We start from the raw sequence: 20,250 nt of genomic DNA, 5'->3' as shown, positions 1-20,250 counted from the left end.
GCTTCCAGCAATTGACTCAAGAGAATGCGGCTGCCCTGCAATGGAAACCAGATGGCCCGGCTGAGAAAGTGATGGAATCTGGAGAATCCGGTTTCATCACTCAGGCCGAGCAAGGTCAGGAGGGCAGAGATGGTGCGCTTGCGGGTGGCAAGGATGGACCCGACAAGCAAGGTTTGAGCAGTGATCCAGGTGGGCTGGGTAAACATCTCGGCAAAAGGGGCGATAACATCGGTGAACCATTTTGGGACTTTGAACATCTCCAAATGGTTTCAGGCGGCGCTGAGATTTCTCTCAGCGCCGCCTGAAAAAATGGACAAAGTCGAACTTAGACGGACGCGCCGCCCACCCACGGCCTCTCCGCCACCCCGGCCACCGCCGCCGCCAGATCGTGGGCCACCACCAGTCCCAGCGTATCGGCGTGCGGGCCGCCTAGCAGCAGATGAACGCCGCCCGAAAGCGTCTGATGCAGCGGCAACCCGTCCGCCCGCCCGCCCGGCAACGCCAGCCACGCGCCGGGAATGTCGCTGATGCTGCGGCCCAGACCCAACGCCCCGGTGCCCAGCGGCGGCAGGGCGTCCATCAGGGCCACCAGATCCTCCAGCGTCTCGCGGCGCAGGCCCGTGGGCACGCCCGTCAGGTGGCCGCCCGTGGGCACGTAGCCGTGCGGATCGCGGTGGTGAACCGCCGGAATCAGGGTGAAACCGCCGTTCTGAGGGCGCAGGGTCAGGCCAGCGGCGCGCAGGGTGGGCGTGTCGTCTCTGCTGGGGACGTTCAGGCGCGGCGTCTGGCGGTAGGCGCGGGCGTGGGTGGTGTGGACGCCCAGATCGTGTTCCGCCGCGTGCGGGCCGTCCGCGCCCAGCGCCAGCACCAGCGTTTCGGCGCGCAGGCGGTGAGTTTCGTGGACGACGATCTGGTGGGTGTTGGTCACGCTCAGGCGTTCGATGACCACGCTGCCGCCCGCTTCATTGTCAGGGACGGCGTGGGCACGGGCATTGAGCATCAGGTCCGCGCCCGCTTTCACGGCGGTCTGCGCGGCGGCCAGCGCCAGCGCGCCGGGGCGGTAGGTGGCGGCCCCAGCGTCCACCCGCGCGAAGGGCAGGGCGGACACGTCCACCATCGCCAGGGCGTCCGGGTGGGGGGCCAGCGCATCAGCGGAAGAGACTCTGTCCTCTCCAGCCTGTGCGAACAGTTCGATCAGCGGGCGGGTCTGGAAGCTGATGTTCCCGAACGCCGTCTCCAGTTGATCGCGGGTCCACCGCGCCTGTGCCAGCCGGTCCCCCGGCACCCCCCACGCGGTCCACACGCCGGGGGCCAGCAGCGTCGCGCCGTCCTCGTTAGGCAACCCGCCTTCTTCCAGCAGCAGCAGAGAGAGGTGGGGAGCCAATTGGCGCAGGTAAAAGGCAAAGGCCGATCCCATGCGGCCCGCGCCCAGCACCACCACGTCGTAGGGGCGGGGCGTGAAGGGCTGACCGACGTGCGCCCAGACCTGACCCGGTTCCGGGGATGGAGCGGCAGTGTTCATACCCGCCATGATGCCGCGCGCCGCCCACCGTTGACCGGAGGCTTCTCACGCCGCCCTGGCGGGGGCGCACATGCGGGGTGTTTATACTCGGCATCAACGATGTCCAAGTCCTCCCTTCCCCTCCTGACCTCCCGGCTGGCCCAGTTGCAGATGGCCCAGCTCCAGACGGCCCAGCACGGGCTGCGGCGGCGGTCCGTGCTGCTGGGCGTGGGCGCGGCGCTGTCCCTTGGCGTCCTGAACTCCTGCGCCCCGGTTTACCGCGCTGCACCCATAGCCGCTGCACCCACAGCCGCTGTCCCCACGGCTACTGCGCCTGCGCCCACGGTGGCAGTCCCTGCCGCGCCCGCGCCCGTCGTCCCTGTCCGCGCCATTCCTGCACCTGTTGCGCCCACTCCTGTTGCCCCCGCGCCCAGAGTGACTGCACCCGCCCCCACCATCACCCCTCCTGCCGCACCCGTCCCCGTTGTCACTGTGCCCACGGCCCCCGCTCCTGTTGTCCCCGCTCCTATCGTCAAGGCACCCAGACCTGTTGCGCCTGCGCCCACAGCATCTGCGCCCGCGCCTGCCGTGAACCCCCCCACTCCCCCTGCGCCCATCGCTGCCGCGCCTGTTGCCACCGCGCCCACTGCGCCCACTGCCGTCACCCCGGCCACCGCGCTGAATGTGCGGGTGCTGGTGGCTGCCGCCCCACGCTTGACGGTGCGCGTGACCCAGGCCGGGACCGGGCCAGGCGCTGGCACACCGCTGGGGCAGCCTGCTCCCCTCTCGCCAGCAGCCCCGTCGCCGATTACCACCTGGACGGTGGGGGTATCCGGCGGGCAGCTCACGCTGAACGGGCGGGGGGCAGGCAACTCCACGCTCTATCTGCCGCCCAGCCCCGGCAGCATGGTAGAAATCGCGGGCAAGCCCTACCGGGGCGGCGTGCTGCTGCGGGTTCAGGACGGCGGCGTGCAGGGAGTGAACGTGGTGGACATCGAGGATTACCTGCGCGGCGTGGTGCCCGCCGAGATGCCCGCCTCGTGGCCCGCCGCCGCGCTGAATGCCCAGGCGGTGATCGCGCGGACCTACGTGGCCGCCCGCATCAATCCGGCGGCCCCCTACGACACCTGCGCCACCGAGAGCTGTCAGGTCTACCCCGGACTGAAAGCCGAGAAAGCCGAGGCGACGGCGGCCATCGCGGCCACCCGCGCGCAGGTGATCGCCTACGCGGGGCGGCCCGCCAGCACCTATTTCAGCAGCGACTCCGGGGGCTTTACCGCCTCCAGCGCCGAGGTCTGGGGCACGGCGCTGCCCTACCTGCGGGCGCAGGCCGATCCGTATTCGGCAGGCAGTCCGCGTGCCGGGTGGCGCATCGAGGTCACGGCGGCGCAGGTCCAGACCACTGCCGCCCGCTACGGCGCACGCGTCGGCAGCCTGAGGGCCGTGACCATCACGCGCCTGAGTCCGTCGGGCAGGCCGGAAGAAATCACGGTCAGGGGGGACGGCGGCACGGCGCGCATCACAGGGGCGAACGCGGGCGGTTTCGTGCGCTCGCTGGGTGCGCCAGGCACGCGCGTCACCCTGAGCGGCCTCAGCGGTGGACAGGGGGCACTGGTCCTCAGCGGCAGTGGTGCGGGGCACGGCGTGGGCCTGTCCCAGTACGGCGCGCTGGGGCTGGCGAAAGCCGGACAGGACCACCTGAAAATCCTGGGCTTTTACTACCCCGGCACCAGCCTGGGCGTGCTGGCCGGGAACACAGAGTCGGGGGGGGCGGTGCTGGCGGACACCTTCCCGCTGCCTTCCGTGAGGCAACCCCTGGCCGTGTCCTCCCATCTGGCCTCTCCCCCTCATCTGGCCTCTCCTGCAAATCTGGCCCCCCACGCCAATGGGGCTGTCCAGTGAGCTTCGGAAGCCGGACGGGGCCGGGCAAACCGAGTCAGCCGTCTCAGCGTCAGCCGCATAAGAACAGCCTTCAGCGGCTGGCCCGCAACACCGCCCTCACGCTGGGGCTGCTGGGGGCCGCCGTGCTGGGCGGCGCAGAGGCGCGCACGGTCAAGATCATCTCGGCGGACACGCTGGAACTGCGGCAGGTGGACGGCCAGGAACTGGTGATCATCAGCGGCGCGAACGTGGAACTGCGCGTGGACGACGACGTGGTGCGGGCCAAACGGGTGGAGTACAACCGCACCCGCCGCACGCTGACGCTGGTGGGCGCGGCCAGTTACCGCAGCGCCAAGGACGGCCAGGACCTCAGCGGCGAGAATCTGGTGGTGGAACTGGGCGACGAGCAGGTCACCGGACAGGACGTGCTGATCAGCGACGCCGATCTGGAAATCCGGGGGCAGGAGGTGGAGCGCATTCCAGGTCAACTGCGCGCCACCGGGGGCTACTTCACCACCTGCGCCAAATGTGGCCGCACTCCCAACGACTACGCCTTCCGCGCCGAACGCCTGATCGTTTACCCCGGTGACCGGCTGGTGGCCTACCGCGCGCAACTGCTCCTGGCCGACGTGCCAGTGCTGTTTCTGCCCGTGATCGTGATTCCGCTGAACGATCCCGAACGCCAGCCCCGCCTGCTGATCGGGCGGGGTTCGGTGGACGGCTACACCGTGGAAGCCGATCTGCCGTTCTCGGTGGGCAGCAGCACGCTGGGCACTACCTTGCTGCGCTACTACCAGAACCGCAGCCCCAGCGTGGGCGCGGGCGTGGCCCTGCGTTCGTACGCGCCGCTGCCCTTCGTGGACCGCCTCAACCTGTACACGCTGGCGGACCCCAAACCCCTGAACCCGGACGGCACCGCGAACCCCGGCTACGACATCGACATCAATTTCGGGGTGACGGGCCGCGTTCCGCTGTCGCTGGCCGTGCGCGATCTGGATTACCGCCTGAACGTGACCCGCAAGGACATCGGCCTGTCCCAGAGCAGCACTGAGCGCGGCGTGACGCGGGTAGATTTTGGGGCCAAGGTGGAATACCCCCTGTTCTCGGCGGAATTCTCTTACCTGGACCGCTTCGGGCCGGAGCCGACGGACGGCATCTATTCGCCGTACCGCAAGACCGAGGTGGTCCTGGATCCCAAGCCCTACACCAACGGAACGTTCAGCGCCGACACGCGCCTGACGGCGGGCCGCTATACCGCCCAGAGCAACCCGCTGTCTCCCAGCGCCACAGCGCAGGGCAAGAACATCACCACCACCCGCCTGGAGGAACAGCACGCGCTGGCCTATACCGCCCAGCCGTGGGAAGGGGCCGATCTGGCGCTGGGCAACACCTTCACCGGGCGCTATTATGGCACCGGGGCCAGGACCGTGGACCTGAACCTGAACGCCCGGCTCACCCAGCGCTTCAACACCACCAACACCGTGGCCTTCGGCGTGGGCTACCTGCGGCGCGAGGGCACCAGTCCCTTTTCCTTCGACGCGGTGAACGGACGCCTGCTGAGCGCCCCACTGACCCTAAACCTGAGTACCGTGCCGGTCAAGGACGTGAGTTTCGGGGTGCTGCTCCAGCGCGACCTGTTCCTGGCCCCCGACTTGCAGGCCCCCGCCGTCTTCAGCGTCAACGTGAACCGCCTGCCGCTGAGCCTGAGCGCGCAACTGGGCTACCAGCCGTTCACGAAAGAGCTGGAAACCTTCTCTTACAACGCGACGGTGGGCGATCCGGGTTCCGGCACGCTGACCCCGGTGGCCGCGCAGCCTGCCCGCGAGGCCAGCGAATTTGGCCCCGCCGTCCCCGCCCGGCCCGCCTACCTGCGGCGCAGCAGCGCGTGGCCCGCACCGGACCTGACCCTGACCGCCTCGGGCAGCTACTCGCGCATCAACGGGTACGCGCCCTTTACGCTGCGCGCCACCGTGACCGGGGCCACCCGCGCGGACTCGATCAGCGTTTACGCCACCCACAACATCGAAAAGCCGCAGATCGACGAGGTGGGGGCCACCATCAACGCCTCCGTGGGGCGCGACGCGGTTCTCAATCCCATCACTTTCTCGGCAAGCGAGACGCTGTACCCGCCCACCGGGCGCGTCGTGGGCAACGCCAGCCTGACGTGGCGGGCGCGCTACCGGCTGTCTACCGCGCATGACCTGCTCCTGAACCGCCCGGTGGACCCCAACCCGGCCCCCGGCAGCTCTCCGAACAGCGGCAACGTGAGTTTCAGCGTCGGCACGGTAAACGGCAGCGCCAACGACTGGCAACTGACCTACGGCGGCCCCTACGATCTGGTGCGGGGCGGCTTTACCCGTCCAACCGTCTCCGGCAGCCTGAGCGTGACCCGGCCCGGACAGCGGCTGGCGCTGTCGGCCACCGTCAACACCCCCGGCCTGGATCAGTTCCGCACCGAGCTGGCCCAGGCGCAACTGGACGCCAACGTTCAGTTCGGCAGCCGCGCGGCGCTGTCGGGCAACGTGCAGTATTCCCGCAGCCGCAGCGGCCTGTACCCGGACGACAAAGCCACCGATTTCCTGAGTCTCAGCCCGCTGCGGGTCAGCCTGGGGATTGGCCGCAAGGATCAGGTTCCGGGCGCATACGTCACCGCCAGCCTGCGCCAGACCTTTATCTGGCTCGATGGGGTGCCCCAGAACCCCACGCCGCTGTCCCCGGTGATCGGGTTGACCATCGACCGCTGCTGCTGGGCCATCCAGGCCGAGGCCGATCTGGGCCTGCGGCGTTACCGCCTGTCGGTGGGCCTGCCCGGCCAGACCCAGTACCCCCTGTTTGACCTGACGCCGGACGGGGCCAAGGTGCCGCTGCTGGGTCCCAGCACACCGTAACCCGCTCAGTCCGGGAGACAGGGACTGGGAGGACAGGAAGAGAAGAACCCTCTGAACCCGTTGGCCTGATCCAGCCTCTTGCTCTTCGCCTCGCCTGCCAGCCTCGCCTGCCAGCCTCGCCTGCCAACGCGGCGCTCCTCCAAATCAGAGGTCCAATCCATGAAATCCCCGACCAAATCTTCGACTGAATCACTGTCCAGACCACTGGCCCACCTGACCGCCCTGTTCCTGACCCCCGCCCTGCTGGTGGCCTGCACCGGCACCGAGGAAGCCCAGGTGGCCCTGCGCGTGGCGCTGCTCACGGACGGCGGCGCGACGCTGCGGAGCGTGACGCCCAACGCCGACAGCAGTTCCGCGCCAGTCAACGCCGATCAAACCGTCCCGGTCACTGGCGGCGTGACTCTCAACTCGCTCCCCAGCGGTCAGCGGCTGGCCCTGACGCTGAAAACCGGAATCGAGAGTCGGAGCAGCGCCCTGGCCGATCCCCAGTCCTTCGCCACGCTGCCGTTCACACCCATCTGTCTGACCCAGACAGCCAGCAGCGCTACGCGGGACCGCCTGCTGACCCTGAGCCAGTGCGACAACGGCCCGCAGCAACTGGCGCTGTACAGCGCGGCTGGCACCCTGATCTGGACCGCCGCGCTGCCCACCTTTCTGCCACCCGCACCGGGAACCGATGTGCCGCCCGTGCGGCTGGCCGTGAGCGGGGACGTGGGCGTGGTGGCCCGCCCGCGCCTGGGCGGCGGCAGCGAGGTTCTGCGTGCCGCGCTCCAGAACACGGGTGACACGGTGGCCGTGGTCAGTGTTCCGCTTCCTACCCCCGCCATCCGCGATCTGGTGGCCTACAACGCTGATCTTCTGGCCGCCACCGATACCGGGGTGCAGAAGCTGTCTGCCACGGGCGTTCCAGACGGCGCAGCCCTGGCCGCTTTCGGTGCGCGGCGCTTTGACCGCCTGTGGAGCGGCACCGCCGGAAGCCAGAATCTGCTGGCCGCATGGCGCAGCAACGTCCTGAGCAACCTGAATGCCCAGCCGCTGCTGGTCTGGGACGGCAACGCCAGCCGCGCGGCGTCCACCGTGGCGTCCGTGGCAGACCTGCGCGACATCACCCTGGCCCCCGACGGCAACCTGTACACCCTGACCGCCACCAGCCTGACCCACTACAACACGGCGCTGGGCCTGCAATCGGGCAACTTCACCCCCCGCGTGCTGCTGACGGGTCTGAATGACGCCCGCGCCGTGATCTGGCTGGTGCCCGCCGCAGTTCCCGCCGCGAACTGAGCTTCAAAGGAGAGCCGCAGCCAGAGGACCGGCCCGGTCTGTTTCCAGACGCCGCCGGGAACCCCTGCCGCTGAGACCGCAGACAGAATTTGCTTCCGACCCGGCGTCTCCAGAATCGCGCCAGATTCCCCATTCCTGCCAGACAGAATGCCTGAATTGGCCTCCGCCTGACATCCGACAGGCCAAATGTATGCTGGGCGCGTTATAAACAACGTCCTGCATGAACATGCACCCGACTGTATGGTGATTTCCATGAAGCCTCGCCCACAGCGGGTGGGCTGTCATTCCCAGCCACAGGAGCGTGCCTATGCCGAACAACACCGACCCGAACCTTCCGGGCCAGCTTCAACCCCAGGGAAAAGCACGGACTTCCCTCCAGGGCGTGCCCCCTTCACTGCCGCCCTCCCGTGAAGAGATCGAGGCCACAAGGCAGCACGGGCTGTATGCAGGCCGCGAACATGATGCCTGTGGGGTGGGCTTCGTGGCGCACATCAAGGGTCTCAAGGGGCACTCGATCATCGAGCAGGGGCTGAAGATTCTGGAAAACCTGGATCACCGGGGCGCGGTGGGCGCTGACCCCCTGATGGGCGACGGCGCGGGCCTGCTGATTCAGATTCCCGACGAGTTCTACCGCGCCCAGATGGCCTTGCAGAACGTGACGCTGCCCCCCGCCGGGGACTACGGCGTGGGCATGATCTTTCTGCCCAAGGAGATCGCCTCACGCCGCGCCTGCGAGCAGGAGCTGGAGCGGGCCGTAGCGGCGGAGGGGCAGTTGGTCCTCGGCTGGCGCGACGTGCCGGTCAACCGCGAGATGCCCATGAGTCCCACCGTGCGCGAGAAGGAGCCGGTGATCCGCCAGATCTTCATCGGGGCCGGGCCGGATACGCTGGTGCCCGACGCGCTGGAGCGCAAGCTGTACGTGGTTCGCCGCCGCGCCAGCAACGCCATTCGCGCGCTGAATTTCACGCATGGGGCCGAGTACTACGTGCCCAGCATGTCGTGCCGCACGGTGATTTATAAGGGCCTGCTGCTGGCAACCCAGGTGGGCGAGTATTACCTGGATTTGCAGGATCAGAGTGTCGTCTCGGCCCTGGCCCTGGTGCATCAGCGCTTTTCCACCAATACCTTTCCCGAGTGGCAACTGGCGCACCCGTACCGCATGGTGGCCCACAACGGCGAGATCAACACCGTCAAGGGCAACTTCAACTGGATGCGCGCGCGCGAGGGCGTGATGTCCTCTCCGGTGCTGGGCGACGATCTGAAGAAGATCTACCCGGTGTCCTTCGAGGGCGAGTCCGACACCGCCACCTTCGACAACGCGCTGGAACTGCTGACCCTGGCGGGCTATCCGATGGCCCAGGCCGCCATGATGATGATTCCCGAGGCGTGGGAGGACAACCCCCTGATCGATGACCGCCGCCGCGCCTTCTACGAGTACCACGCCGCACTTATGGAACCCTGGGACGGCCCCGCCGCGATGGTCTTCACCGACGGGCGGCAGGTGGGCGCGATGCTGGACCGCAACGGCCTGCGCCCGGCGCGTTACATCCAGACCCGCGACGATCTGGTGATCCTGGCCTCCGAGTCGGGGGTGCTGCCGATTCCAGAGAGCCGGATCGTCAAGAAATGGCGGCTCCAGCCCGGAAAGATGTTCATGGTGGACCTGGAAGCCGGGCGCATCGTGGAGGACGAGGAGCTGAAAAACCAGTACGCCTCGGCCAAGCCGTACCGCCAGTGGGTGGACAACACCCGCGTCCCGCTGGCCGACGCCGAGGACGCTGGCACCGTGGGCCAGTTCTCTGAGTCGCTGTTAGACCGGCAGCAGGCGTTCGGCTACAGCCAGGAAGACCTCAAGTTCTTAATGGGGCCGATGGCAAAGTCCGGCGAGGAGGGCCTGGGTTCGATGGGCAACGACTCGCCGCTGGCCGTGCTATCGGCGCGCAGCAAGCCGCTGTACTCGTACTTCCGGCAACTGTTCGCGCAGGTGACCAACCCCCCGATTGACCCGATCCGCGAATCGGTGGTCATGAGCCTGCGCTCCTTCGTCGGGCCACGCCCCAACCTGCTGGACATCAACGCGGTCAACCCGCAGATGCGCCTGGAAGTCGCGCAGCCCATCCTGGATTTCGACGACATGGCCCGCGTCCGCTCCATCAGCGAACACACGCGCGGCAAGTTCAGCGCCTACGAGCTGGACATCACTTACCCCGCCGACTGGGGCGCAGCAGGGATCGAGGCCAAGATCGCCACGATCAACGCCTGGGCGGTGGACGCGATTGACAACGGCCACAACATCATCATCATCTCTGACCGCCGGGTGGACCGGGAAAGGGTGGCGATTCCGGCGCTGCTGGCCCTCTCCAGCGTGCATCACCATCTGGTCAAGGCGGGCCTGCGGATGAAAGTCGGGCTGGTGGTGGAAACCGGGGACGCCCGCGAGGTCCACCACTTCGCCGCGCTGGCAGGCTACGGTGCGGAGGCCATTCACCCGTATCTGGCGCTGGAAACGCTGATCAACCTGCATACCGAAATCCCCGGCATGCCCAGCCTTAGTGACATCGGCCCGGTCAAGGCCACGCGCAACTACATCAAGGCCATTGGCAAGGGCCTGAGCAAGATCATGTCCAAGATGGGCGTCAGCACCTACATGTCGTACTGCGGCGCGCAGCTCTTCGAGGCGATGGGCCTGCAAACCGACTTCGTGGAGAAGTATTTCCGGGGTACCGCCACGCAGATCGGCGGCATCGGCATCTTCGAGGTGGCCGAGGAAGCCCTGCGCACGCACGCGGCAGCCTTCGGGGCAGACCCGCTGCTGGCGCGCGGGCTGGATGCGGGCGGCGAGTACGCGTGGCGCGTGCGCGGCGAGGAACACATGTGGACCCCGGACGCGATTGCCAAGCTGCAACACGCCACCCGCAGCGGTTCGGCGTCCACCTACGAGGAATACGCCCGCATCATCAACGATCAGAGCAAGCGCCACATGACCCTGCGTGGCCTTTTCGAATTCAAAACGGCAGAGGCGACGCCCGTACCGATTGAGGAGGTGGAGAGCGCCGCCGAGATCGTCAAGCGCTTTGCCACCGGCGCGATGAGCCTGGGCAGCATCTCCACAGAGGCGCACACCACGCTGGCCGTCGCCATGAACCGCATTGGCGGCAAATCCAACACCGGGGAGGGCGGCGAAGACCCGGCCCGCTACGAGCGAGAACTGCGCGGCGAGGTCATCGGCGAGGGCGAAACCCTGGCCGGCATTCTGGGAGCCAGCCGCGTGGAGGTGGATTACCCGCTGGAACCCGGCGACTCGCTGCGTTCCAAGATCAAACAGGTGGCCTCCGGGCGCTTCGGCGTCACCACCGGCTACCTGGGCAGCGCCGATCAAATCCAGATCAAGATGGCGCAGGGCGCGAAACCCGGCGAGGGCGGCCAGCTTCCCGGCGGCAAGGTCACGGATTATATCGGCTACCTGCGCCACAGCGTTCCCGGTGTGGGCCTGATCAGCCCGCCGCCGCACCACGACATCTATTCCATCGAGGATCTCAAACAGCTCATCCACGATCTCAAGAACGTCAACCCGCGCGCCGACATCTCCGTCAAGCTGGTGTCGGAGGTGGGCGTCGGCACGATTGCGGCGGGCGTCGCCAAGTGCAAGGCCGATCACATCGTCATCGCCGGGCATGACGGCGGCACCGGGGCTTCCCCCTGGAGCAGCATCAAGCACGCCGGGACGCCCTGGGAAATGGGGCTGGCAGAAACGCAGCAAACGCTAGTGCTGAACCGCCTGCGAGACCGCGTGCGGGTGCAGACCGACGGGCAGCTCAAGACCGGGCGCGACGTGGTGGTGGCCGCCCTGCTGGGCGCGGACGAGTTCGGTTTCGCCACCGCGCCGCTGGTGGTTCAGGGCTGCATCATGATGCGCAAGTGCCACCTGAACACCTGCCCGGTAGGGGTGGCGACGCAGGATCCGGTGCTGCGCGCCCGCTTCACTGGCAAGCCCGAACACGTCATCAACTATTTCTTCTTCGTGGCCGAGGAAGTGCGCGCCATTATGGCCTCGCTGGGCATCCGCAGCTTCGATGAACTGATCGGGCGCTCTGACCTGCTGGACACCCGCGCCGGAATCGATCACTGGAAGGCGCAGGGCCTGGACTTCAGCCGATTGTTCTTCCGCGCTGACCTGCCCGACGTGGGCCACCGCCACACCGGGACGCAGGACCACGGCCTGGAGGGAGCGCTGGACCGCATCCTGATCGAGAAGTGCCGCCCCGCCATCGAGAAGGGCGAGCGCGTGCATTTCCTTCAGGACGTGCGGAACGTCAACCGCTCGGTGGGCGCGATGCTCTCCGGCGAGCTGATTCGCGTGCGCCCGGAGGGCTTGCCCGATCAGACGGTGTTTATCCAGATGGAAGGCACCGGAGGCCAGAGCTTCGGCGCGTTCCTGGCTCCGGGTCTGACCCTCTACCTGATCGGCGACGCCAACGACTACGCGGGCAAGGGCCTCAGCGGCGGGCGCATGGTGGTGCGTCCCTCAATCGAGTTCCGGGGCGACGCGCGGCAGAACATCATCACCGGCAATACCGCCCTGTACGGCGCAACGGCGGGCGAGGCGTTTCTGCGCGGCGTGGCCGGGGAACGCTTTGCCGTGCGCCTGAGCGGTGCGCGGGCGGTGGTGGAAGGCACGGGAGACCACGGCTGCGAGTACATGACCGGCGGCACGGTGGTGGTGCTGGGCCAGACCGGGCGCAACTTTGCGGCGGGCATGAGCGGCGGCGTGGCCTACGTCTACGACGAGGACGGCAGTTTCGAGAAGAAGTGCAACCACAGCATGGTCAGCCTGCACCGGGTTCAGCCCGCCGACGAGCAGATGCAGAGCGCCGATGTGGCCAGCCTGCACGGCGGCGAGGCCGATGAAACCCAGCTCCGCACGCTGATCGAGAGCCACCACCGCTGGACGGGTTCGGCCATCGCCAGCGAGATTCTCGACGACTGGGACAACGCCTGCAAACGCTTCGTCAAGGTCTTTCCCCTGGAATACCAGCGGGCACTGAAAGAACGCGCCGCCCAGCCGGAAGCCGGAACCGTGCAGGCCGCCGACACGACGGACATGCGGGCCGGGGCGAGCCGCAAAGGCGGACAGGGCACGTTGACGAGGTAACAGGGAGGGGCTGGCGGCTTCGGTGCTGACCTGAACGGCCCTCTCGTTGCGGCGCGGCTCCACCCTTCCCATGAGGGGAAAGACCAGACCGTCCACTTTCCACACGCTTCACAGCCCAGACCCTCTGGAGGGCACCCATGAGCAAGATCACCGGCTTTCTCGAACAGCCCCGCGTCAAAGAGAAGTATCAGCCTGTCGATGCCCGCCTGAAAAATTACGCCGAATTCGTGCTGCCACTGGCGGGCGAATCGGCCCAGAAACAGGCCGTGCGCTGCATGGACTGCGGCATCCCGTTCTGCAACAACGGCTGCCCGGTGGGCAACATCATTCCCGATTTCAACAATCTGGTGTACGAGAACGACTGGCTCTCGGCCATCGAAACCCTGCACAGCACCAACAATTTCCCGGAGTTCACCGGGCGCATCTGCCCAGCTCCCTGCGAGGCCGCCTGCACCCTGAACATCAACGACGATCCAGTGGGCATCAAGTCCATCGAGCTGGCGATCATCGAGCGCGCGTGGCAGGAAGGGTGGGTCAGGCCACAGCCGCCGCAGGTCAAGACCGGGAAAACGGTGGCCGTGATCGGCAGCGGCCCGGCGGGACTGGCGGCGGCGCAACAACTGGCCCGCGCCGGACATGCCGTCACCGTGTTCGAGAAAAATGACCGCGTGGGCGGCCTGCTGCGCTACGGCATCCCTGACTTCAAGATGGAAAAGCACCACATTGACCGCCGTGTCCATCAGATGGAGGCCGAGGGCGTAACCTTCAAAACTGGCGTGTTGGTGGGCACGTGGGATAGGAAAAGCACGGTGACCAACCTCGCCAAAGTCACCGTGACCCCCGACGAGCTGCGCGCCGAATTCGACGCCGTGTTGCTGTGCGGCGGTGCGGAACAGCCCCGTGACTTGCCCGTGCCAGGGCGCGAGCTGGACGGCGTGCATTACGCGATGGAATTCCTGCCGGGCCAGAACCGCGTGAATGCGGGCGACAAACTCAAGAAACAACTGCGCGCAGACGGCAAACACGTCGTGGTGATCGGCGGCGGCGACACCGGCAGCGATTGCGTCGGCACCAGCAACCGCCACGGCGCGGCAGGGGTGACCCAGTTCGAGGTGATGCCCCAGCCGCCCGAACACGAGAACAAACCCCTCGTCTGGCCGTACTGGCCCCTCAAGCTGCGCACCAGCTCCAGCCATGAGGAAGGCGTCACCCGAGAATTTGCGATTGCCACCAAGGAATTTGTAGGCCAGGGTGGCAAGCTCACCGGGGTCAAGACGGTCCGCATCGAACTGGTGGACGGCCACCTCAGGGAAATTGAGGGCAGCGAGGAAATCCACCCGGCGGAACTGGTGCTGCTGGCGATGGGCTTTGTCAGCCCGGTGGGCAGTGTCTTGGAGGCGTTCGGCATCAACAAGGACACGCGCGGCAACGCCCTGGCCGGAACGGAGGAGGAGGGCGGCTACGTCACCAATCTCCCCGGTGTGTTTGCGGCGGGAGACATGCGGCGCGGGCAGAGTCTGGTGGTCTGGGCCATCCGCGAAGGGCGGCAGGCGGCGCGGGCGATGGATCAGTATTTGATGGGCACGAGCGTGCTGCCGAGGTAGCAGCAAGAGATAGAACCGTGGGGGAGGAGAAGTGGAGGACGGCTTCTCCTCTCCCACCGTGCATATAGCCCCACGCTCCTTGCCAGTATGCAGACGTTTTTCGAGGTTCGGGCTAGATTTCCGAAAACGAAAAAACCCCGTACTGGACGGGGTTCTCTACTGTTTGGTGCGGATGCCCAGACTTGAACTGGGGACCTCACGCTTATCAGGCGTGCGCTCTAACCAACTGAGCTACACCCGCGCACCGCTTCTTTCCGCACGTCCGTGACCGGACAGGCGGCAGTCAATGTAGCAAGGGGGCGGCGGGGTGTCAATGCGGGTACAGAAATCCGCGATAGACAGCATCTGCACCGGGTGCCACAGACAAAGCAAAAACCCCCGCCGAGGCGGAGGCTCAAGTTGGTGACCCCAACGGGATTCGAACCCGTATCGCTACCTTGAAAGGGTAGTGTCCTAACCGTTAGACGATGGGGCCACACCTTTCAGCATTCACTTTTTTCAGTGTGTCCGCCGCCCTTTCAAGGGGTGCTTTTCAGCACGGCGTGAATCATAGCCCAGCACAGGTGATACGTCAATGGGCACACGTCGTCCGGGCATCCTCCGGCATCAGATGAAGCGGCGCGTCTATCAGGCGTCTGAACTGGCAGGGGCCTGAATGTCGCCGCAGCGCAGGCATTTCAGCCCTCCAGGACGGCGCGCAGGGGCCACCACGTCACAGGTTGTCCTTGAAGAACGCCACACTGCGGTCCAGGGCCAGCCGTAGATTGCCGCTCAGGTTGTGGTTGTCGCCGGGATACCTGTAGGCCGTGAAGGGCTGCTGTGCAGCGCGCAGATCGTCTGCAAAATCCTTCTGAAAGCTGTAGGGCACATCCTTGTCGGCGGTGCCCTGATGAAGCTGGATGGGCCGTCCGTCCAGGTCTTGCAGGTAGGCGTTGGGACTCAGGGCGCGCAGGTAGCGGCGGTTGAGGTTGTCCAGCGTGGGCTTCTGCTCCCCACTTGGCGGATTCCAATCGGTGGCCAGAATGTCGTAACTGGCCATCACCCCGGCCCACAGCGAGGCGGCTTTCAGGTCCGGGTCCACCAGCATGGCCCGCAGACTCAGTTGCCCGCCCATGCTGTGGCCCCACAGGCCCATGCGCCCCCGGTCCACGCGCGGGTCCGCCTTGAGGCTGGCGGCGGCGTTCAGCACGTCCACGGTGTAGCCGGGATCGTTGTAGCCGCCCAGGGCCGTGCCCTCGGAGTCGCCGTGGCCCCGGTAATCGCTTTTGAGGGTGACATACCCGGCCCGCGCAAAGGCGTCCTGATACGCCACGTAACGCTCGGTGGTGCGGTACTCGTCCGGCGGAATGTAACCGTGATTGAACACGATGGTGGGCCAGCCTCCCTTCGGCGGCGTGCCACCGGGAACAGTCAGCAGGGCAAAGATCTTCAGGCCGTCGGATTGATAGGACACCACCTGTCGGCTGTAGTTGCTGCCGGGGTTGAGGCTGCGGACCACACTCAGCTTGCTGCCCGGATACTCGCGCGCCCGCAGTGCCTGGATGCTGACGGGCTGCCGGGCCACCAGAGCCGTGATGGCCGCGTCGGTGATCTCGCCCAGTGGCCCTGCCTGCACGGTGTTGTCTGGCTGCACATCAGGCATCGGGGGCGGGTCAGGCGCTGGGACCCCCGTCTGCGTCTGCCAGGGCACCCTGAACGGCAGATTCTCCGGCTGCGTCACGGCGACAAAGCCCGCGCCCAGCACCAGCAGCAACACCACGAAATTGATCAGTCGCCTCATACGTTCAGAGATGCTCTTTGAAGAACTGCACGCTGCGGTTCAGGGCCGTTTGCAGGTTGCCGCTGAGGTTGTGGTTGTCGCCGGGATAGACGTAACTGGCCACTGGCTTTCCGATGGCCTTCAGGTCCCGGCTCAGCGTGGTGTGAAAGACCACCGGCACATCCTCGTCCGCCGTACCGATGTGAAGCTGGATGGGGCCGTTCAGGTCTCCCAGGTAGCTGTTGGCGCTCAATGAATTCCAGAATTTGGGATTGCTGGCCGGGGTGCCGTACTTCGCCACCGCCGTCTTGCGCAGGTTCAGCACGCCCTGCGGAATGCTGGCGGGCGTTTTGCTGTTCCACCTGGTCATCATGTCGTTGTAATCGCCCACCACCCCGGCCCAGATCACCCCGGCCTTGACGCTGCCGGGATCAATGACCATCGCCCGCAGGGTCAGGAAGCCGCCCATGCTATGGCCCCACATGCCGATGCGCGCCGCATTCACCCGCCCGTCGCGCTTGAGGCTGCCCAGCGCGTTCATCACGTCGTCGGTGTAGCCAGGGGAGTAGTAGCCACCCAGTGCCTCACCCTGGCTGCTGCCGTGGCCCCGGTAATCGCTCTTGAGGGTGATGAAGCCCGCGCGGGCAAAGGCGTCCTGATACGCCACGTAGCGCTCGGTGGTGCGGTAGACATTGGGCGGAACGTAACCGTGGTTGAACACGATGGCCGGCCAGCCCCCCTTTGGCGGCGTGCCACTGGGAACGGTCAGCAGGGCGCGGATGGTCAGTCCGCCCGACTGATACGACACCACCTGACGCGAGTAGTTGCCCCCCGCACGCAGATTGGTCAGCACTTTCAGGGCGCTGCCGGGATATTTTTTCTCGCGGGCCGTCTGGATGCCCATGTCTGCCACATCCACTTTTGCGAGGGCGGCGGCGGACTGTGCCCCGGCCTGCGCGCCCAGAACGGATGCGCCGAGGAGCATGGGCAACGTGAGGAAAAGAGCTGGTTTCATCTTCCCAGGCTAGAGGGGGAGCCGCCCTGCAAAAGCGTCAGGACCGACGTTAGGGCCTTGAGACAGACTTACGGTCTGGCCCGGTGGCTTAGCGGCTGATGTCGTAGCCCGTGATCCTGCCGACGGCACGCGGGTTGGCGTCGCCCAGAGCCTGCGAGCGGTCATACAGGTTCCAGCCGCGCGAGACCGTCATCTGGGGCAGCAGTTCGGTTCCGCCGCCGGGCCAGTTGTCGGGCAGCTCGAAGGGGCCGAACGTGCCGCCCGCCGGGCTGAAGACCAGCCACAGGCGGTTGCGCGCCACCGTCTCGCCCAGACTCAGGCGCGCGTCGTTGTTGGCGTCGTCGTAGGCCACCACCTGATACACCCCGGCCACACCGGGAATGTTCGGCAGATCAAAGCCGTACTGCCAGGAATTCGCCGCTGTACTGACCACATTCTGGGCAATGGTGCTGTCGTTGGTCACGGCCACCGGCACACCAGTTCCCACCAGCGCCAGCCGCAGCTTCGGCGACGTGCCCCAGTCGCCGCCGAGGCTGCCGCTCAGGGCGTAGTCGGAGGGAACTTTGACCCCCTGTTGACCGCAGGCGGCCAGCGTCAGGGGAAGCAACAGAGCGGCAAGCAGAAGAGAACGCATGTGTACAGAGTAAGCCGCAGGCAGGTGAGAACCGGGCTGCGGCTTCATGAATCCGTCCTCTCGCTTTCGGGCGGCCAGAAGCTGGCGTCTGTAAAGTTTTCAGACACTGCCCCGCACATTTGCCTTCAGCCACTCAGACCTTTCCAGATGAGACTTTGCAGAGCGCTTGCTCACCTGAGCATCACGCGCTATCTTTCACCCGTCCCACAAGCAGCTTGATACCGACATCGAGCGCCACAGCCCCAGAGAAACGCCTCTAGGCGTTCGTTGGCCTGTGTTCACCTCCCATTGCACATGAGCGCCCCACCTGACCGCTCAGGCCGTCCACCGACTGGTTTAAAGGAGATCACATGAAGAGGTCCTCACCCCTCGCATTTCTGGCCCTCACCGGGCTGCTTCTCACCGCTTGCGGAAGCCCGGAAACGCCCCAGACAGGCGATACCACCAAGCCCACCGTCAGTCTGACGGCGTCTCCCAGCAGCGTGCAGCCGGGCAGCACCGTGACCCTGACCGCCACCGCCGCAGACAATGTGGACGTGTTCAAGGTCAGCTTCTATCAGGGCACCACGCTGATCGACGAAGACACCACCGTTCCTTACACCGCCACCACTACGGTGGGTAGCGCGGCCAGCGGCTCCCTGACCTACCGCGCGGTGGCCAGCGACGCGGCAGGCAACACCGCCGAGGCCACCGCCACGGTCAGCGTGAGCAGTGTTCCGCTGGGCAAGGGCGTGATCCAGGGCATCGTCGTTGATCAGAACATCGGCGCGCCGGTGGCAGGCAGCACCATCACGGTGATGTCTGGCGGCAAGACGTACAGCACCGTAACCAGCGGGGCCGACGGCACATTCACCGCGCCGCAGTTGCCCGCCGGAACCTACGCTCTTCAGGCGCGCAAGGCAGGGCTGGCGGGCTTCGATCTGCACGGCCTAGTGGTGACCGACGGGACCATCAAGGTGCGCATGATCCAGCCCCCGGCCTTCGAGACCAGCGCCACAACCGACGGGGCCAAGCTGGTGCTGACGCGCGCAGACGGCAAGACGCCGCTGGCAGACACCACCTTCACCGACACCGTGGACTTTAAGATCACCGGGGCTGCGGACTCCAATCACGTGGGACCGGTGCGCGTGATGTACGCCCAGTTGGGCCGCACGCCCGGCTCCGGCAGCGTGGCAGGATCGTCGCTGGACGGCAAATGGTTCTTCACGCCGCAGCAGGACCTGTTGACGCCGCCCACGTCCGGGGCCGTGACGCTGCCCAACGCCGGAACCCCCAACTTCATCAAGGGCTTCGGCAGCGCCGCCGGCGAAAAGCTCAATCTGGAAGTCCTGGTTGTCGATTACAACTACAACTACTCGTTGTACCTCGTGCCGATCACCCTGAAGAACACGGCCAAGGAGGCCAGCGCAACCGTGACGGCCCCCAAGAATGCCGCCGCCGTGGCCTATACCCTCAAACAGGAAGGCTCCTGGACCCAGCCGTACAGCCTGCCCGGCGCAGACGCGACTGCGCCTGTGGGCGACGCGGCCCCCAACGGATCGGGCGTCTTCGTGGAACTGCGCTGGTGCAACACCGACGCCGCGCCCTTCGCCTTCGACATCGAGCGTGCGGCAGACGGCAGCACCTTCAGCAAGGTGGGCACTGTGGCGGGCGGCACGAGCGCGTCATGCCCGGCCAACCAGCTCGCGCGTCCCTTCTTCTACCGTGACAACAGCGCCGATCTGAGCGTGGGCAAGACCTTTACCTACCGGGTCGTGGCGCGCGGCGCGAACACCGCCGCCAGCAACACCACCCAGACCACCCCGCTGGCCGCGTTCATGCCCAAACTGCTGGCCCCCGGCGACGAAACAGTGGGCGTCGCACTGAACCCCACCTTCGTGATCGGTCACCCGCAACTGGCCATCGGCGCGGACGGCGCGGGCTACAACCTGCAACTGCGTGACCTGTTCAGCGGCAGCGGCTACAACATGCCCGGCAATCCGGCAGCGGCTGGTACCCTCGGCCTGTTCCGGGTGGAAGAGGGCACCGGAGACGCAGGCAACGGCGTCGCCGTGGGGCAGACCCTGGTCTACACCTCGGGCCTAGCCAAGAACACCGTCTACACCGATACGGCTGGGCTGCTCGACAAGGACAAGCCCAAGCGGCTTCCGGTAGACAGCGCTGCCCACAGCGTCAGCATCCCGCTGAGCGAACTGGGCATTCCCGCCCTGCAACCGCTGCGCCCCTACAAGTGGCAGATGTACGCGGGCTACGCCTACAAGTACCTGCCCAGCGAGGGAAACCGCGTCAGCGCCTACTCGGTGTACGCATGGCCCAGCAGCGCCCTCCAGCCGATTCCGGCCACCCGCGCCCTGAACCAGAACTTCGACTTCGTCACGGGTCAGAAATAAGCGCCAGGGTGACCAGCGCCGGGTGAACCTGGACCCAAGCCCACCGCACGGTCCACAACACCAGAGCTGGTCACCAGAACCACCCTCAGGACAGACTCAAAATGTGCCCCGTCTTTTAACGCATTCCTACTTCCGGCGCTTTCCC

Annotated in this window: 11 protein-coding genes and 2 tRNA genes; 7 read left to right on the top strand and 6 right to left on the bottom strand. The window is 66.5% G+C overall.

Annotation, left to right across the window (positions count from 1 at the left end; translation table 11 throughout):
* A partial coding sequence (locus Q319_RS27880) for a hypothetical protein (protein ID WP_211252346.1) occupies positions 1-305 on the top strand: 305 nt, incomplete at its 5' end.
* Between the two features lie 20 nt (positions 306-325).
* Here the strand turns inward: Q319_RS27880 and Q319_RS0110770 are convergent.
* Positions 326-1,531, bottom strand: a complete 1,206-nt coding sequence (locus Q319_RS0110770) for an FAD-dependent oxidoreductase (RefSeq protein WP_029482484.1) — start codon at positions 1,529-1,531, stop codon at positions 326-328.
* 90 nt (positions 1,532-1,621) lie between these two features.
* On the opposite strand from Q319_RS0110770, the gene Q319_RS0110765 reads away from it, so the two are divergent.
* From Q319_RS0110765 to Q319_RS0110745, 5 genes are all read left to right on the top strand, one after another.
* On the top strand, positions 1,622-3,403 hold the full coding sequence (locus tag Q319_RS0110765; protein ID WP_342667887.1) for a SpoIID/LytB domain-containing protein: 1,782 nt from the start codon (positions 1,622-1,624) through the stop codon (positions 3,401-3,403).
* Complete coding sequence (locus Q319_RS0110760; RefSeq protein WP_342667886.1) at positions 3,400-6,270, top strand: LPS-assembly protein LptD; 2,871 nt, start codon at positions 3,400-3,402, stop codon at positions 6,268-6,270. The genes Q319_RS0110765 and Q319_RS0110760 overlap by 4 nt, the downstream gene beginning before the upstream one ends.
* Before the next feature lie 159 nt (positions 6,271-6,429).
* Entirely contained in the window at positions 6,430-7,551 is a 1,122-nt protein-coding gene (locus Q319_RS0110755) for a hypothetical protein (RefSeq protein ID WP_051655286.1), read from the top strand.
* A gap of 307 nt (positions 7,552-7,858) precedes the next feature.
* Positions 7,859-12,703 (top strand): glutamate synthase-related protein, encoded by a 4,845-nt coding sequence (locus tag Q319_RS0110750; protein ID WP_081845987.1) that lies wholly within the window; start codon positions 7,859-7,861, stop codon positions 12,701-12,703.
* 137 nt (positions 12,704-12,840) lie between these two features.
* Complete coding sequence (locus Q319_RS0110745; RefSeq protein WP_029482478.1) at positions 12,841-14,307, top strand: glutamate synthase subunit beta; 1,467 nt, start codon at positions 12,841-12,843, stop codon at positions 14,305-14,307.
* Positions 14,308-14,471: 164 nt separating this feature from the next.
* On the opposite strand, the gene Q319_RS0110740 is transcribed toward Q319_RS0110745, so the two are convergent.
* The 5 genes from Q319_RS0110740 to Q319_RS0110720 form a co-directional block, all read right to left on the bottom strand.
* Positions 14,472-14,548 (bottom strand) — tRNA-Ile (locus Q319_RS0110740).
* Between the two features lie 159 nt (positions 14,549-14,707).
* Positions 14,708-14,782, bottom strand: a tRNA-Glu gene (locus tag Q319_RS0110735).
* A 237-nt stretch (positions 14,783-15,019) separates the two neighbouring features.
* A complete protein-coding gene (locus tag Q319_RS0110730; protein WP_029482477.1) occupies positions 15,020-16,087 on the bottom strand; it encodes an alpha/beta hydrolase family protein in 1,068 nt (355 codons plus the stop codon).
* A gap of 4 nt (positions 16,088-16,091) precedes the next feature.
* Positions 16,092-17,081, bottom strand: coding sequence for an alpha/beta hydrolase family protein (locus Q319_RS0110725; RefSeq protein ID WP_029482476.1), 990 nt, complete (start codon positions 17,079-17,081; stop codon positions 16,092-16,094).
* 88 nt (positions 17,082-17,169) lie between these two features.
* Positions 17,170-17,715: a hypothetical protein gene (locus Q319_RS0110720; protein ID WP_029482474.1), complete on the bottom strand. Its 546-nt coding sequence runs from the start codon at positions 17,713-17,715 to the stop codon at positions 17,170-17,172.
* A gap of 350 nt (positions 17,716-18,065) precedes the next feature.
* Here Q319_RS0110720 and Q319_RS24450 point away from each other — a divergent pair, with 350 nt between their 5' ends.
* A complete protein-coding gene (locus Q319_RS24450) occupies positions 18,066-20,105 on the top strand; it encodes a carboxypeptidase regulatory-like domain-containing protein (RefSeq protein ID WP_051655285.1) in 2,040 nt (679 codons plus the stop codon).
* Positions 20,106-20,250 lie beyond the last annotated feature (145 nt).

The sequence above is a fragment of the Deinococcus marmoris DSM 12784 genome, assembly GCF_000701405.1.
Lineage (GTDB): Bacteria > Deinococcota > Deinococci > Deinococcales > Deinococcaceae > Deinococcus > Deinococcus marmoris.
Note: the sequence above shows the minus strand (reverse complement) of the source record. Positions and strands in the feature narration are given on the sequence as shown.